Below are 14,095 nucleotides of genomic sequence, written 5' to 3'. Positions count from 1 at the left end.
CGGGGACGGGGCGGGCGCGTGGTCCTCGCGGTTCACCTGTCGAACAGTGGTCACGCCACGCTCAGGTACGGGCCAGCGGGTTCGGCAGCGGCAGATACCGGGCATCGGCTCCGTCCGCGCCCGTCCAGCGCAGCAGCAGGTTGGTCTTGCCGGGCAGCGTGGGCGAGGTGAGCAGGGCGGGGATCTCGGGGAGGTCGTGGCGGGAGAGTTCACGGCGTACGGCGGGCCAGGGGTCGAGGCCGGGACGGTGTTCGGCCAGGGCCGCGGCGATCTCGCTGAGGTGGTTGACGATCAGGCAGTACACCAGTCGCTCCCAGCCGGCCGCCCGGGACACCTCCGGCAGCAGCTTCACGCCCTCGGCGTCCCGGAACAACGCCTGCACCGGCGTACCGTCGGCGTCGACGGCGACCAGGGTGTTCTGCAGATGCGCTTCGAGTACGACGCCGTGGTCGGCGAAGGCCGCCAGGGCCGGGGGCACGACCTGGGCCAGGTACGCCTCCCACCAGGCCGCCGGATCGGCCGTACCGTCGAGCGGGCTGCCCGCGAAATCCTCCACCAACCCGGCGGCGAGCAGCGGGGTCGCGCCGGGCACCAGGTGAGCGCGCAGTCCGTCGCGGACCAGGACGGCGAGTTCCTCGAAGGCGAAGTCGGCCGTGCGGTAGCCGCTGTCGCTCAGCCAGGCCGCGGGGCCGTCGAGGGCGGCGAAGGCGGTGCGTACCGCCGCGTCCGTACGGCGGAGTTTCAACAGGTCGTGGCGCCACAGCCGGCGGATGTCGTTGGTGATGCGCACATCCAGGCTGAACTTCAGGAAGAGGTCCCGCTCGGGGGCGTACAGCGTGCGGATCGCGGCGGTCGGCCAGGCTTCGAAGGCCGTCTCGCCGAGCCGGATCAGGCGGCCGTCGACGAAGGCCGGGGCGAGGTCGCGGGCGGCCAGGTCGAGCTGCCAGGGGTGGGCGGGCAGCAGCCGGTAGCCGGGCGGGGCCTCGCCGAGGGTGTCGAGGGCGGAGGTGTCGCCCTCCTCGACGACCGTGTCCGCGCGCAGGCCGAGCAGCGCCAGCGGGAAGCGGGCGTGCGCCTCGGGCGCGTACGGCAGCCAGCCGGCGACGGGGCCGCCGCCGCGTGCCTTGGGCGCGGGGTGGCGGGGGTGGCCGGTGAGGAGGGACTGCTCGGAGAGCAGGTAGGGGTCGCCGGGGGGCGTCGCGCCGGCGCGGGCGGTGAGCAGGGCGGCGACCGCGTCGCGGCTGTCGATCATCTCGGCGGGCAGTTCGTGGTTGGGCAGGCCGGTGTGCCGGACCAGTTCCTCGGCGACGAGCTTGACGAGTTCCGGGTGGCCGACGCGCCGCCAGCCGTCCCCCGCGTACACCTCGGGTTCCGCGGGCCGCCGCTCGCCGCGCACGCGCAGCAGTCTTCCCCCGGGCAGCCGGTACACGCGGCGTCGGCCGGTCCCCTGGAGGGGCTCGGCCACCTCCCTCAGCAGGCAGTTCAGGAGGGGCGCCGCCGCGTAGGCGTCGGCGCGGTCCGCGACGTCGTCGCGCGGTGCGGCGTCGTCGGCGGGGGGCGGGGGGAAGGGATCCACGCGTTCCACTCGTTCTCTGCGGTCCGTTCGGGCGGAGACGATCAGTATGTCTGTCGTCACCACCTGTCGTGACACACCACTCGTACCCGAGGAGCCCGACCGTGCACCGTCCCTCCACCGCCGAGGCCGAGGTCGCCGAGGAGCTGGCCGCCGTACGCCCCGGCCTCGTGCCGCGGTACACGGCCGCGCTGCCCGGCGCCCGCGCGGCCGTGCTGACCCGCCTGTGGCGTGCGCTCGCCCATGAACCGCTGCCGTGGGTCGCGTCCCGCACGGCCGGCCGGGAGGGACTCGCCCTGCGCCTTTCGGACGGCCGCCGGCTGCACGGTCCGCACCCGGACCCGTACGCCACCTCCGCGTACGTCACCGCCCTACGGCTCGACGACGTGGCGTACGACGATCCGGCGCGGCTGATGACCGATCTCGCCGTACCGCACGGCAGCGGCCTCGCCGCCGAACTCGGCCACAGTGTCGCCTCGTTGGCGCTGTCCCGGGCCGGACGGCGACCGCACTCGAAAGAGTGGCCGGCGAGGGACTGGGAGTGGGAGCAGCGGGTGGTCGACGGGCATCCGTTCCATCCCAACTGCCGTGCCCGGCCCGGCTTCTCGGTGGCGGAGCAGCTCGCCTACGGCCCCGAGCACGGGCCGCTGGTGCGGCTGGGGCTGGTGCCGGTCCCGGCGGGCGAGTGCCTGGTGACGGGCGCGTGGCCGGAGGCGCTGCGGGAGGGGGAACGGCTGCTGATGCCGGTGCATCCGTGGCAGGCGGAGCATGTGCTCAAGCGCTCCGGTGACAGGGGGCTCGACGCGCATCCGTTGATGTCTCTGCGTACGTTGGCCCTACCGGACGGACCGCATGTCAAGACCGCGCTCAGCGCGCGGCTGACCTCGTCCGTGCGGGACATCTCGGCGTACTCGATCGGCCTGTCCGCGACCCTCTCGGCGTTCGCGCAGACGCTGGCGGCCCGCATGGACGGCCTGCTGCACGTCACCCGCACGCTGGGCGCGGTCACGGCCGACTCCCCCGATCTGGCGGCGGTCTTGCGGGAGTCGCCGCAGGTGTACGCGGCCACGGAGCGCGGTGAGCGGGTCGTGCCGGTGGCGGCCCTCGCCACCACGGAGCTGCCCGACTCCCCCGCCTGGCTCGCCGACTTCGCCCGGCTCGCCCTCACGGTCGGCCTGCGACTGCTGGACCTGGGCGTGGCCCTGGAGGCACACGGCCAGAACCTTCTGGTCGTCCTGTCCACGTCGGGCGCCCCGCTGCGGCTGGTCTACCGCGACCTCGCCGACATCCGGATCAGCCCCGCCCGGCTGGCCCGGCACGGCATCCCGGTCCCGGAGCTGACCGGCCGGATCGTCACGGACGACGAAACGACCCTGCGGCGCAAGCTGTTCGGGTCGATGGTGGCCGGGGCCCTCGCGGGTACGGCGGGTTCGGCGCCGGCGCTACGGGCGGCGCTGGAGACGGCCGTACCGGACCTTCCGCGCACCCCGGACCTCCTCGCACTGCTCGAAGACCGGCTGCCCGCCAAGGCGTTGACGCTCATGCGGCTCTCCCCGGGCACCCCCGGGGACCAGTGGACCGACCTGCCCAATCCGCTGCACTGAGCAGCCGTTTTGGAGCGGGACCCACTTGATCCATAAGATCCGCCGATGATCACAAGACAACGGCTGGCGGCAGGAGTGTGCGCCCTGCTCGCCGCCTTGACGGCCGGGTTGGCCTTCCCGGTCGCGGCGGCCGCCGGCGAACCCACGGGCGAGGACGCGCCGAAGGTCGACCTCGTCCTCGACGTGAGCGGTTCCATGCGGGCCCGGGACATCGACGGCCAGTCCCGGATGGCCGCGGCGAAGCAGGCCTTCAACGAGGTGCTGGACGCGACACCCGAAGAAGTCCGGCTCGGCATCCGGACCCTCGGCGCCAACTACCCCGGCGACGACCGGAAGACGGGCTGCGAGGACACCGCGCAGCTCTACCCGGTCGGCCCGCTGGACCGCACCGAGGCCAAGACGGCGGTGGCGACCCTCACGCCCACGGGCTGGACGCCGATCGGCCCCGCCCTGCTCAAGGCCGCCGACGACCTGGACGGCGGCACCGGCTCCAAGCGCATCGTGCTGATCAGCGACGGCGAGGACACCTGCGCCCCGCTGGACCCGTGCGAGGTGGCCCGCGAGATCGCGGCCAAGGGCATCGGCCTGACCATCGACACCCTCGGCCTGGTCCCCAACACCAAGATGCGGCAGCAGCTCAGCTGCATCGCGGAGGCGACCGGCGGGACGTACACCTCGGTGGAGCACACCGACGAACTCACCGACCGCGTCAACCAGTTGGTGGACCGGGCGGCCGATCCGGTGGTGACGCCGGTGGCCACGGAGGGTGCGGACGAGTGTGCGAAGGCGCCGGGTCTGAAGTCCGGTCTGTACACCGACCGCGAGGAGTTCGGGCAGCAGCGCTGGTACCGCGTGGACGTGGAGCCCGGGCAGGAGCTGCGCGCCTCGGTGAGCGTGTCGGCGGACCGGGCCGTGAACCCGTCGTACGGCGTGCTGCTGCGGGCCGTCACGGTCCACGACCGGGAGATCGTGCGCGGCGAGGCGGCGGGCAACGGCCGTACGGACGTGATGTCGACGGGTCTGCGATACCCGAAGGCGGAGAGCGACGACGAGGAGGCCACCGCCGAGACGGTGTGCCTCCAGGTCACCCACTCCTTCTCGGCGGCGTCCGGCGTGAAGACGACGCCGGGTCTGCCGCTGGAGCTGACCGTCGACGTCGTGGACGGGCCGTCGGCGGCGAGTGACGTGGCCTCCTTCGGCCTCGGTCGCGGCTGGTGGCTGCTCGGCGCGCTGATCCTCACCGGCTTCCTGGCCGGTGTGCTGTGGGGCTGGCTGTCGCGCTGGCGGGTCGCGGTCTGGAGGACCAACTGATGCGGATCACATGCGTGTTGAGCGCTGCCCTGCTCATGCTCGGACTGGCGGTCTCCCCGGCCGTGGCCGACTCCTCACCGTCCCCTTCGGCGGACGGCGGGGCTGACGGGTCACCCACCGCGGCGGGCACGTCCTTCCGTACGGCGACCGAGATCGACCAGGGGCAGACGGCCACGGCGAACGGCTCCGCGGGCGACTACCTGTACTGGTCGTTCCCCGCGGACGCCGGACAGCGCCCCACCGTCGAGGCGACGGTGAAGCTGCCGGACACGCACGCCGCCGAGACCTGGCAGATCGACGTGTACGACGGTCTGCGCCGCCGCCAGGCCTGCCAGTACGGGGCACAGACGCGCACCGCCGCGTCCGGCTCCGCCGCCGTGGAGCTGACCTGCGTGCTGCGCACGGTGCGTGCGTGGTCGGAGCCATGGGCCAACGACCCGCTGCCGGGGACGTACTACGTCCGGCTGACGGTCGTGGATCTGGCCACCTCCGACCTGGGCCTCCCGGTCGACGCCGAGATCCGCGTCGGCTCCGAGGACATCGGCGGGGCGGCGGCGGTCGACGGCTCGCTGGCCAAGCCGCTGGTGCCGGGGATCGCGGTCACGTCCGAGGACGACGAGCCGACTTCCGCCGTGCTGTCCGGCATCGAGCCCGACGACGGCTGGTCCTCCGGCTGGTGGTCCGACCGGTGGGTGTGGACGGCGCTGGGCGGTGTGCTGGCCGCTCTCGCTGGGATCGGCGGGTATGCGCTGACGCGAGGCTCGGGACGACCGTCGCGGGTGCCGCCGGGCGTCTGACGGAGCGACAGGAGGCCCGATTCAGCGGGCCTCCTGGCCTTTTCAGGCCTCCCGCAGTGCCTTCGCCAAGGCGCCCTCGCCGGTCACCTCGATACGCCCGCCCCGCACCGCGTCCACCACGCTCAACTCCCCACGGCCCACAGCCGTGCACGTGGCCGTGTCCAGGACCAGCCGGGCGTCGGGCTCCCCCGGAGCGGGACCGTCGCCGTACACGGGCCCCTCCTCGGCGCCGAGGTACAGATGGAAGTCGCCCTCCTCGAGCCGTACCTCGACGAGACCCTCTCCTTCCAGCGCCCTCAGGAGCGGCAACGCGAACCAGTGCGCCCGTACGGCGTCGGTGGGCCGCCGCTCGCCCAGCTCGGCCTGCCCCCAGTCCCCGAGCGCCTGCAACACGGGCAGCAACTCCCGCCCCCGCCCGGTCAGTTCGTAGACGTACGCCGCACCGGGCGGGGGCAGTCGGCGCCGCGTCGTCAGCCCGTCGCGCTCCATGTCCTTCAGCCGGGAGGCGAGGACGTCGGTGCTCACGCCCGGCAGGTCGGCGTGCAGGTCCGTGTAGCGGCGCGGGCCGGCCAGGAGTTCGCGGACGATCAGCAGGGTCCAGCGGTCGCCGACGACGTCGAGCGCTCGGGCGGCGGAACAGTACTGGTCGTAGCTTCGGCGAGGTGACATGCGACGCAGTCTAGACATGTTGTTGGACTTTCCAAGGGTCTACTTGGTAAAACCAAGCAACACCACAACCGGAGGGGCGTAAGCGCATGGAGTTCCGGCAGTCGAGCAAGCTGAGCGAGGTCTGTTACGAGATCCGCGGCCCGGTGATCGAGCACGCCAACGCACTGGAGGAGGCGGGCCACAGCGTGCTGCGGCTGAACACCGGCAACCCCGCGCTGTTCGGCTTCGAGGCACCGGAGGAGATCCTCCAGGACATGATCCGGATGCTCCCGCAGGCGCACGGCTATACCGACTCGCGCGGCATCCTCTCCGCCCGCCGGGCGGTCGCCCAGCGCTACCAGACCCTCGGCCTGGAGGTCGGCGTCGACGACGTCTTCCTCGGCAACGGCGTCTCCGAGCTGGTCTCGATGGCCGTACAGACCCTGGTCGAGGACGGCGACGAAATCCTCATCCCCGCCCCGGACTTCCCACTCTGGACGGCCGTCACCACCCTCGCGGGCGGCAAGGCGGTCCACTACCTGTGCGACGAACAGGCCGACTGGTACCCGGACCTGGACGACATGGCGTCGAAGATCACGGACCGCACCAAGGCCGTGGTCATCATCAACCCCAACAACCCCACCGGCGCCGTCTACCCCAAGGAGATCATCGAGGGCATCCTCGACCTCGCCCGCCGCCACGGCCTGATGGTGTTCGCCGACGAGATCTACGACCAGATCCTGTACGACGACGCCGTGCACCACTCGGTCGCCGCGCTCGCCCCCGACCTGGTGGTGCTGACCTTCTGCGGCCTGTCGAAGACGTACCGGGTGGCCGGCTTCCGCTCGGGCTGGCTGGTGATCACCGGCCCGAGGCAGCACGCGAAGAACTACCTGGAGGGCCTGACGATGCTGGCCTCCATGCGGCTGTGCGCCAACGCGCCCGCGCAGTACGCCATCCAGGCCGCGCTCGGCGGCCGCCAGTCCATCCGGGAGCTGACCACGCCGGGCGGGCGCCTGCGCGAACAGCGCGATGTGGCGTGGGAGAAGCTCAACGAGATCCCGGGTGTGTCGTGCGTGAAGCCGAAAGGCGCGCTGTACGCGTTCCCGCGCCTCGACCCCAAGGTGCACAAGATCCACGACGACGAGAAGTTCGTCCTGGACCTGCTGCTGCGGGAGAAGATCCAGGTCGTCCAGGGCACGGGCTTCAACTGGCCCACCCCGGACCACTTCCGCATCCTCACGCTTCCGTACGCGGACGACCTGGAGGCGGCGATCGGGCGGATCGGTCGGTTCCTGAGCGGCTACCGGCAGTAACGGCGGTCTGGGACGCGGGCCGGAATGTCACAGGCGCGTCGTAGTCTTCCAAGGGGCTGATCTCCAGGACCTCACGGGAGAGGAGCACGCCGTGACCCGACCGCCGACCGCCGCGCAGCGGCGTGTCATCGACGCCGCCGATCCCGTCACCGGGCGCCTGAAAGGCACGGAGGCGCAGCTCACGGCGCTGGTCAAGCGTGGGCTCGCCTTCCGGCACCCACGGCCGCCGCACGACCACTTCCTGACGCCGGAGGGGCACCGGGTGCGGCAGGGGGTGGAGCAGATCCACGAGCCCGCCGGGCAGGCTCCCGCGACGGCCGGCGTGTTCGCCGCGCGCGTCGGCGGCGAGGAGGAGGCGCCGGACACCGGTCCCTCCCGCGTCCGCGAGGTGCACAGCGCCTGGCAGGGGCTGCTGGAGCTGCGGCGGATGACCAATCCGGACGGCGCCACCGACCGGCCGTGCGGCTGGGAGCGCGCGCATCTGGTGCAGGCCGCCGCGCTCACCCTGGAGGCCGCGGGCCACCGTCCGGCGGGCCGGGACTCCGGGGGCTACCGGGTGCGCGCGACCCCGCAGCCGGAGGCCGTCGCCGTGCACGAGGCGGATCCCGGTGCGCTGCGCGCCTGCGCGGCCACGCTGGAGCAGGCGGGCTGGCAGGTGGGCGAGCACACGGAACCGCGGACGAGGGACCGTTATCTGCTGGCATCCCCGCGCAGGGCGTGACGCGCGTGCCAAGATCGGTCGGTCAGAGCGTCAACGACGAGGAGGAGAAGCCGTGAGCGAACCGTTTTCCGTTCCGGTGACCGTCCGCGGGTACGAGACGGATGTGCTGGGTCACCTCAACCAGAGCGTGTACCTGAACTACGCCGAACACGCCCGCTGGTCGTTACTGCAGGCCGCGGGGATCAGCCAGGCCGGTCTCATCGCCAAGGGCGTGGGCCCGGTCGCCCTGGAGACGACCCTCCGCTTCCAGCGGGAGCTGCTGGCGGGCGACGAGGTCGAGGTCACGTGCGGCTTCCAGTGGGGTGACGGCAAGACCTTCCGGATACAGCAGACGATCCGCAAGACGGACGGCACGGTGGCGGCCGAGATCACGGCGGTCGGCGGCCTGCTGGACCTCAGGGAGCGCAGGCTGGTCGCGGATCCCCGGGACTGCTTCAAGGAGCTGGCGGCGGATCCGAGCCTGTTCGGGCTGTAGGGACGCCCACCACGGTCACAGGGCCCGGTACACCGACACCGGCTCGCGCTCGCCGTCGTAGGCCGCTCGTGACTCGGCGATGTACACCCGGTTGCGCTCGGCCCAGTCGGTGAGCCGCTGCAGCGTCTCGTGCAACTCGCGGGCCACGGGCGTGAGTTCGTACTCCACCTTCGGCGGCACCGTCGGGTGCACGACGCGGGTGACGAGCCCGTCGCGCTCCAGGCCGCGCAGCGTCCGGGTCAGCATGCGGCGGCTGATGCCCTCGATGCCGCGCTCCAGTTCGGTGAAGCGGATCGGCCCGTGCGCGGCCGCGACGAGGATCTGCACGCTCCATTTCCCGGAGACCCTGTCAAGAACTTCGCGGACCGGGCAGGCGTGCGCGTTCACCACCTGCGGAGTAACACCGGTGTTCCTCTGGGACATTGGGCTGCCTCCTTACGCCGACCTCCATGGTCACCCACGATGTACCCCGTTACAAGTCGTGCACCTATGGGTTTCGATGGAGATTGCGGGGGCCACGTCACCATGACGTCCTTGACCGAGTCACCGACGCGAACGCGTCCGGCACACCGAACGTACTCCCGTTGGGCGTCCCTCGTCGTGCTGTGCGCGGGCGCCCTGATGACGATCCTGGACGGCAACATCGTCACCGTCGCGATGCCGGCCGTCCAGAACGACCTGGGTTTCTCGGGGCCGGGGCTCGCCTGGGTCGTCAACGCCTATCTGATCCCGTTCGGTGGGCTGCTGTTGCTGGCGGGCCGGCTCGGCGACCTGGTGGGCCGCAAGCGCATGTTCACGGCGGGGCTCGCCGTGTTCACCGCGGCCTCGGTGCTGTGTGGGGTGGCCACCAGCCAGGGCATGCTGATCGCGGCGCGCGCCCTGCAAGGCGTGGGCGGCGCGATGACCTCGGCGGTCGTACTCGGCATGCTGGTCGCCCTCTTCCCGGAGCCGCGTGAACAGGCCCGTGCCATCGCGGTGTTCAGCGCGGTCGGCGCGGCGGGCGGGGCGCTCGGCACGTTCCTCGGCGGGGCGCTGACCCAGGCCCTGAGCTGGCACTGGATCTTCCTGATCAATCTGCCGATCGGCATCGTCGCCTGGCTGGCGGCTCTGCGCATCCTGGCTCCGGACAGCGGCGAAGGCCTCGACCGGGGCGCCGACTATCCGGGCGCCGCCCTGGTCACCGGCGCGCTGATGCTCACGGTGTACGCCATCGTCGGCGCCGGCGACCTGACCGCCACACTGCTCCTGGCCGCGCTCGCGCTCGCCCTGTTCGTCGCGTTCACCCTGCGCCAGGCGCGGGCCGCGCGGCCGCTGCTGCGCCTGAGGCTGTTCGGCTCCCGGCTGCTGACCGGGGCGAACGCCGTCCAGGTCCTGATGATCGCGACGATGTACGGCTTCCAGTTCATCGGCGCGCTCTATCTGCAACGCGTCCTCGGCTACGGCGAGTTGGCCACCGGTACGGCCTTCCTGCCGGCGCCGGTCGCCATCGGGGTGCTGATGCTGGGCCTGTCCGCGCGCACCGTCGGCCGGTTCGGCGCGTACCGGGTACTGCTGGCGGGGCTGGCGCTGACCGCGGTCGGCATGGCGCTGCTGAGCCGTGCGCCCGCCGACGGTTCGTACGTCACCGACGTGCTCCCTCCGATGCTCCTGCTCGCCGCCGGGTTCGCGGCCGCGATGCCCGCGCTGACCGGGCTCGCCATGTCCGGGGCCCGCGAGGAGGACGCCGGGCTGGCGTCGGGACTGTTCAACACCACGCAGGTGGTGGGCGGTTCGCTGGGCCTGGCGGTGCTCTCGGTCCTGGCGGCGAGCCGGACCGAGGGGCTGCCGGCCGGGGGTGCGGAGTCGGTCGCGGCCACGGCGGAGGGGTACCAGCTGGCGTTCCGGGTGGCGACGGTGATCGCGGTGGGGGCGCTGGTGCTGGCGGCGGGGGTGCTGCGGCCTAGGTCGGGGGTGCGGGACTGAACCGCCGCCCGGTGCGCGGGGCCGAAGGGGCCCGGCGCACCGGCGACGCGGGGCGGCTAGGCCCTGTCGTCAAATTCCCGTCGTCCGCCCGAAGCGCGGCGGGCGGGAATTTGACGACAGGGCCTAGGTGTATTGCCCTGAGAGGTTAGGGACGCGGCTGGCGGGTGGTTGGCCCTTGAGCGCGGTGTGTCCGCGGTGGTGATTGTAGGTGTGCAGCCAGCTGGGGAAGGCGTCGCGTCGTTCCTGCTCTGATCGGTAGGGGCGGGCGTAGGCCCATTCGTCGAGCAGGGTGCGGTTGAAGCGTTCGACCTTGCCGTTCGTCTGCGGCCGGTAGGCGCGGGTTCGCTTGTGCGTGATCCCGGCTGCTGCCAGGGCGTCTCGCCACAGGTGGGATTTGTAGCAGGAGCCGTTGTCGGTCAGGACGCGTTCGACGGTGATCCCGCAGGTGGCGAAGTACGCCTGGGCGCGACTCCAGAAGCCGACAGCGGTCTCCTTCTTCTCGTCTGCGTGGATCTCGCTGTAGGCCAGGCGGGAGTGGTCGTCGACGGCGTTGTGGAGGTAGCTGTAGCCGGCGCCGGACCGGGTCTTGCGGCCCGCCTGGCGTCCGAGGGTCTTGTGGCCGCCGCCGTCGGGGATGTTGCCGAGCTTCTTGATGTCGACGTGGACCAGTTCGCCGGGCTTGGCACGTTCGTAGCGACGGATGACGCGCCCAGTGGCCCGGTCGAGGTGGGTCAGGCGGGCCAGGCCGTAGCGGGTCAGCACCCGGTGCACGGTGGACGGCACCAGGCGGAGCAGGCCTGCGATCCGTGCTGGCCCCCACCTGCGCAGTACGCGGACTTTGATGATCCTGCGCTCGGTACGGGTCGGGGTCCGTCGCGGGCTGGTGCGGGGGCGGCTGGAGTGGTCGGCCATGCCAGGCTCGCCGAGCCGGCGGTAGCGGTCGGCCCATCGCTGTGCGGTGGTTGGCGAGACTTGGAATCGCTCAGCGGCCCGGCGCAGGGTCCAGCCGTCCTCGACCACGCAGCGGGCCAGGCGCAGGCGTCCGGTCTCGGTCAGGGGTGCATTACGGTGGGGCACGAGGGCCTTTCTGTCGTCCGGCGTAGATGTCGCAATCCACACCGAGCCAGAAGGCCCTCACCCATTTCAAGACCACACGTCAGTGATCGCTGTCACCAACCTCCGTGGACAGAACACCTAGGGCACCGGCTGTCGGCCGACCGGCTGCATCAGGCGGCGGGGCGCCTGATGTGAAGTTCGGTGTCCAGTTGCTCGAAGAGCTCGTTGCCGGAGGCCGTGAACTTGGCTATGCCCTCGTCCTCCAGCACACGCACCACGTCGTCATAGGACACTCCGACAGCCTCCAGGTCATCGAGTACCTGTTGGGCTTCCGCGTACGTGCCATGGATGGTGTCGCCCTGGATACGGCCGTGGTCCGCGACCGCGCGCAGGGTCTGTTCCGGCATGGTGTCGACCACCCCGGGAGCCACCAGTTCGTCGACGTAGCGGGTGTCAGGGTAGGCGGGGTCCTTCACCCCGGTGGATGCCCACAGCGGGCGTTGCGGGCGCATCCCGGCCGCCGCCAGGGCCCTCCAACGGTCCGATCCGCACGCCTGCTCAAAGTGCTGGTAGGCCAGGCGTGCGTTGGCGATTGCTGCCCGGCCGCGCAGGTCCCGCGCCTGAGGCGTGCCGATCTTGTCCAGTCGGCTGTCGACCTCGGTGTCCACCCGGCTGACGAAGAAGGAGGCCACCGACGCGATGGACGTCAGGTCGTGGCCCGTCGCATGCGCCCTGCCCATGCCGTCCAGGAAGGCGCGGAGCACCTGGTCGTAGCGGTCCAGAGAGAAGATCAGGGTCACGTTGATACTGATGCCCTCGGCAAGCGCCGTGCTGATCGCCTCCAGACCCTGCTGCGTGGCGGGGATCTTCACGAACATGTTCGGGCGGTCCACCAGCCACCACAGGGCCCGTGCCTCGGCGACCGTCGCCGCCGTGTCGTGCGCGACGCGCGGATCCACCTCGAGCGACACCCGCCCGTCGACACCGTCACTGGCCTCGTACACCGGGCGCAGTACGTCGCAGGCCCAGCGCACGTCGAACGCGGTCAGCAGCCTGACGGCTTCCTCCACCCGCACCCCGCGCCGGGCGAGACCCGCTACCTGCTCGTCGTAGCGGGCACCCGAGCGGATCGCCTTGGCGAAGATCGTCGGGTTGCTGGTGATGCCGACCACGCGCTGTTCCTCGACCAGGCCAGTCAGCCGGCCACCCGCGAGCCGCTCCCGGCTCAGATCGTCCAGCCAGACCGCTACGCCTTCGGCGGCCAGCCGGTCCAGGTTCTCACTCATGATCTTCCTCCCTCGCGTCGCGCAACGCGTGCGGGTGAGCCGATCGACGGGCCCACCCGCCCCGTCACCTTCCGCAGCTGCTGCCCGCCGTCAGTGGGGCTGTCGCTTGCCGTGGTAGCGCTGTGCCAGCCGGGCGAGGGCGACCGCGCCGAGCAGAAGGCCGAAGTCGCGCAGCGCGATGTCGTAGTGGCCGGGGATGGTCAGCAGATTGACGATGATCCCGGCGAGCCATCCGGCCACCAGCCAGCCCCCGAACCGCGGGGCGAGCGCGACGGCGAGGCCCGCGACGATCTCGATCACCCCGACCGCGTACATGGCCGCCTGGGCGCTGCCCGGAACGACATCGTTGATCCAGGGCGCGAGGTAGGTGGGCCAGTCCACGAGCAGGTTGGCGAACTTGTCCAGACCGAACAGGATCGGCGCCACGGTGAAGCCGGTGCGCAGGATGACGAACGCCTGATAGCCGGGATCGGTGAGCGCGGCCCGCCGGGAGGCGGCGGATGTGGTTGTTGTGGTTGCGGAGGACATGACGCCTTCCTTCTATCGACAACTCTCACTAACGATAGAAGCGCGGAAACCTTCTTTAGTCAATCGCCATGGGTTTTACACTTGTGTTTGTGGACCACTCGAAGGAAGCACCCCGCTCCGGCATCTCCGCCGTCGCCGCGCTCGACGAGCCGACCCGCAGGAGGCTCTACGACCACGTCGTGCGTCAGCCGGGACCGGTCAGCCGCGACGAAGCCGCCGAGGCCCTCGGCCTTGCCCGGCAGACCGCGGCCTTCCACCTGGACCGGCTGGCTGACGAATCCCTGCTCGACGTCGTCTACGAACGGCGCAGCGGACGCACCGGCCCGGGAGCGGGCCGGCCCGCCAAGCTCTACAAGCGCTCCAGCGAGCAGGTCACCGTCAGCCTGCCCGAGCGGCACTACGAGCTGGCCGGACGGCTCCTCGCCCAGGCGCTGGAGGAATCCGAAGCCACTGGTGAACCGGTCCGTCCGGTCCTGCACCGAAAGGCCCACGAACTGGGCACACAGCTCGCCCGGCCGAGCCGGGCAGACGTGTTCGCCGTGCTGGAGGAGAACGGCTTCGAACCCCACCGTGACGGCGACGCCATCCTCCTGGGCAACTGCCCCTTCCACGCGCTCGCCCGCGAGCACACTCAGACGGTGTGCGGCATGAACCTCCACCTGCAGCGCGGGGTACTGGAAGGACTCGCAGAAAACGGCCTCCAGGCGCACCTGGCGCCGAGCCCCGGTCACTGCTGCGTCCGCTTGGAGCCGGCTTCCTCACCGCCCACCAGCGTGCGCCCGTCCTGAGACGTAACACCGGCGATCATGAGCAGATGG

At 71.5% G+C, this 14,095-nt stretch carries 14 protein-coding genes; 8 read left to right on the top strand and 6 right to left on the bottom strand.

The features are described from left to right. Positions 1-61: 61 nt before the first annotated feature. The gene (locus Q4V64_RS41875) at positions 62-1,576 is read right to left on the bottom strand and encodes an IucA/IucC family protein (RefSeq protein WP_253266797.1); all 1,515 of its coding nucleotides are present in this window, start codon (positions 1,574-1,576) and stop codon (positions 62-64) included. A gap of 101 nt (positions 1,577-1,677) precedes the next feature. Here Q4V64_RS41875 and Q4V64_RS41870 point away from each other — a divergent pair, with 101 nt between their 5' ends. Genes Q4V64_RS41870 through Q4V64_RS41860 form a run of 3 tightly spaced genes read left to right on the top strand, consistent with a single transcriptional unit; the run spans position 1,678 to position 5,285 of the window. Further along, positions 1,678-3,177: an IucA/IucC family siderophore biosynthesis protein gene (locus Q4V64_RS41870; protein WP_124438177.1), complete on the top strand. Its 1,500-nt coding sequence runs from the start codon at positions 1,678-1,680 to the stop codon at positions 3,175-3,177. Between the two features lie 45 nt (positions 3,178-3,222). Continuing rightward, positions 3,223-4,488, top strand: coding sequence for a VWA domain-containing protein (locus Q4V64_RS41865; protein ID WP_124438178.1), 1,266 nt, complete (start codon positions 3,223-3,225; stop codon positions 4,486-4,488). Then, positions 4,488-5,285 (top strand): hypothetical protein, encoded by a 798-nt coding sequence (locus Q4V64_RS41860; RefSeq protein ID WP_124438179.1) that lies wholly within the window; start codon positions 4,488-4,490, stop codon positions 5,283-5,285. Before Q4V64_RS41865 ends, Q4V64_RS41860 begins: the two co-directional genes overlap by 1 nt. Before the next feature lie 42 nt (positions 5,286-5,327). Here the strand turns inward: Q4V64_RS41860 and Q4V64_RS41855 are convergent, their stop codons facing one another. Beyond that, positions 5,328-5,954, bottom strand: a complete 627-nt coding sequence (locus Q4V64_RS41855) for a helix-turn-helix domain-containing protein (RefSeq protein WP_124438180.1) — start codon at positions 5,952-5,954, stop codon at positions 5,328-5,330. Positions 5,955-6,040: 86 nt separating this feature from the next. Here Q4V64_RS41855 and Q4V64_RS41850 point away from each other — a divergent pair, with 86 nt between their 5' ends. The 3 genes from Q4V64_RS41850 (at position 6,041) to Q4V64_RS41840 (ending at position 8,445) form a co-directional block, all read left to right on the top strand. Further along, positions 6,041-7,249: a pyridoxal phosphate-dependent aminotransferase gene (locus tag Q4V64_RS41850; protein ID WP_124438181.1), complete on the top strand. Its 1,209-nt coding sequence runs from the start codon at positions 6,041-6,043 to the stop codon at positions 7,247-7,249. A gap of 91 nt (positions 7,250-7,340) precedes the next feature. Continuing rightward, positions 7,341-7,970 carry a hypothetical protein gene (locus Q4V64_RS41845; protein ID WP_124438182.1) on the top strand — a complete coding sequence of 210 codons (630 nt, stop codon included), beginning with the start codon at positions 7,341-7,343 and terminating at the stop codon, positions 7,968-7,970. Positions 7,971-8,022: 52 nt separating this feature from the next. Beyond that, on the top strand, positions 8,023-8,445 hold the full coding sequence (locus Q4V64_RS41840; RefSeq protein WP_124438183.1) for an acyl-CoA thioesterase: 423 nt from the start codon (positions 8,023-8,025) through the stop codon (positions 8,443-8,445). Positions 8,446-8,460: 15 nt separating this feature from the next. Here Q4V64_RS41840 and Q4V64_RS41835 read toward each other — a convergent pair whose 3' ends face one another. Further along, on the bottom strand, positions 8,461-8,868 hold the full coding sequence (locus Q4V64_RS41835; protein ID WP_124438184.1) for a helix-turn-helix domain-containing protein: 408 nt from the start codon (positions 8,866-8,868) through the stop codon (positions 8,461-8,463). A gap of 102 nt (positions 8,869-8,970) precedes the next feature. Between Q4V64_RS41835 and Q4V64_RS41830 the strand changes: the two genes are divergently transcribed. Next, the gene (locus tag Q4V64_RS41830; RefSeq protein WP_124438185.1) at positions 8,971-10,407 is read left to right on the top strand and encodes an MFS transporter; all 1,437 of its coding nucleotides are present in this window, start codon (positions 8,971-8,973) and stop codon (positions 10,405-10,407) included. Between the two features lie 123 nt (positions 10,408-10,530). On the opposite strand, the gene Q4V64_RS41825 is transcribed toward Q4V64_RS41830, so the two are convergent. The 3 genes from Q4V64_RS41825 to Q4V64_RS41815 all read right to left on the bottom strand — a co-directional run bounded on the left by Q4V64_RS41825 (position 10,531) and on the right by Q4V64_RS41815 (position 13,277). Beyond that, the gene (locus Q4V64_RS41825) at positions 10,531-11,484 is read right to left on the bottom strand and encodes an IS481 family transposase (protein ID WP_303708863.1); all 954 of its coding nucleotides are present in this window, start codon (positions 11,482-11,484) and stop codon (positions 10,531-10,533) included. 149 nt (positions 11,485-11,633) lie between these two features. Further along, positions 11,634-12,749, bottom strand: coding sequence for a transaldolase (tal, locus tag Q4V64_RS41820; RefSeq protein ID WP_124438188.1), 1,116 nt, complete (start codon positions 12,747-12,749; stop codon positions 11,634-11,636). Positions 12,750-12,839: 90 nt separating this feature from the next. Beyond that, complete coding sequence (locus tag Q4V64_RS41815) at positions 12,840-13,277, bottom strand: hypothetical protein (protein ID WP_124438189.1); 438 nt, start codon at positions 13,275-13,277, stop codon at positions 12,840-12,842. Positions 13,278-13,360: 83 nt separating this feature from the next. On the opposite strand from Q4V64_RS41815, the gene Q4V64_RS41810 reads away from it, so the two are divergent. Then, positions 13,361-14,065: a helix-turn-helix domain-containing protein gene (locus Q4V64_RS41810; protein ID WP_253266799.1), complete on the top strand. Its 705-nt coding sequence runs from the start codon at positions 13,361-13,363 to the stop codon at positions 14,063-14,065. The last annotated feature ends 30 nt before the right edge of the window (positions 14,066-14,095 follow it).

Origin of the sequence: Streptomyces sp. NL15-2K, from assembly GCF_030551255.1 — a bacterium.
Lineage (GTDB): Bacteria > Actinomycetota > Actinomycetes > Streptomycetales > Streptomycetaceae > Streptomyces.
This window is presented reverse-complemented; position numbering and strand designations above follow the sequence as displayed.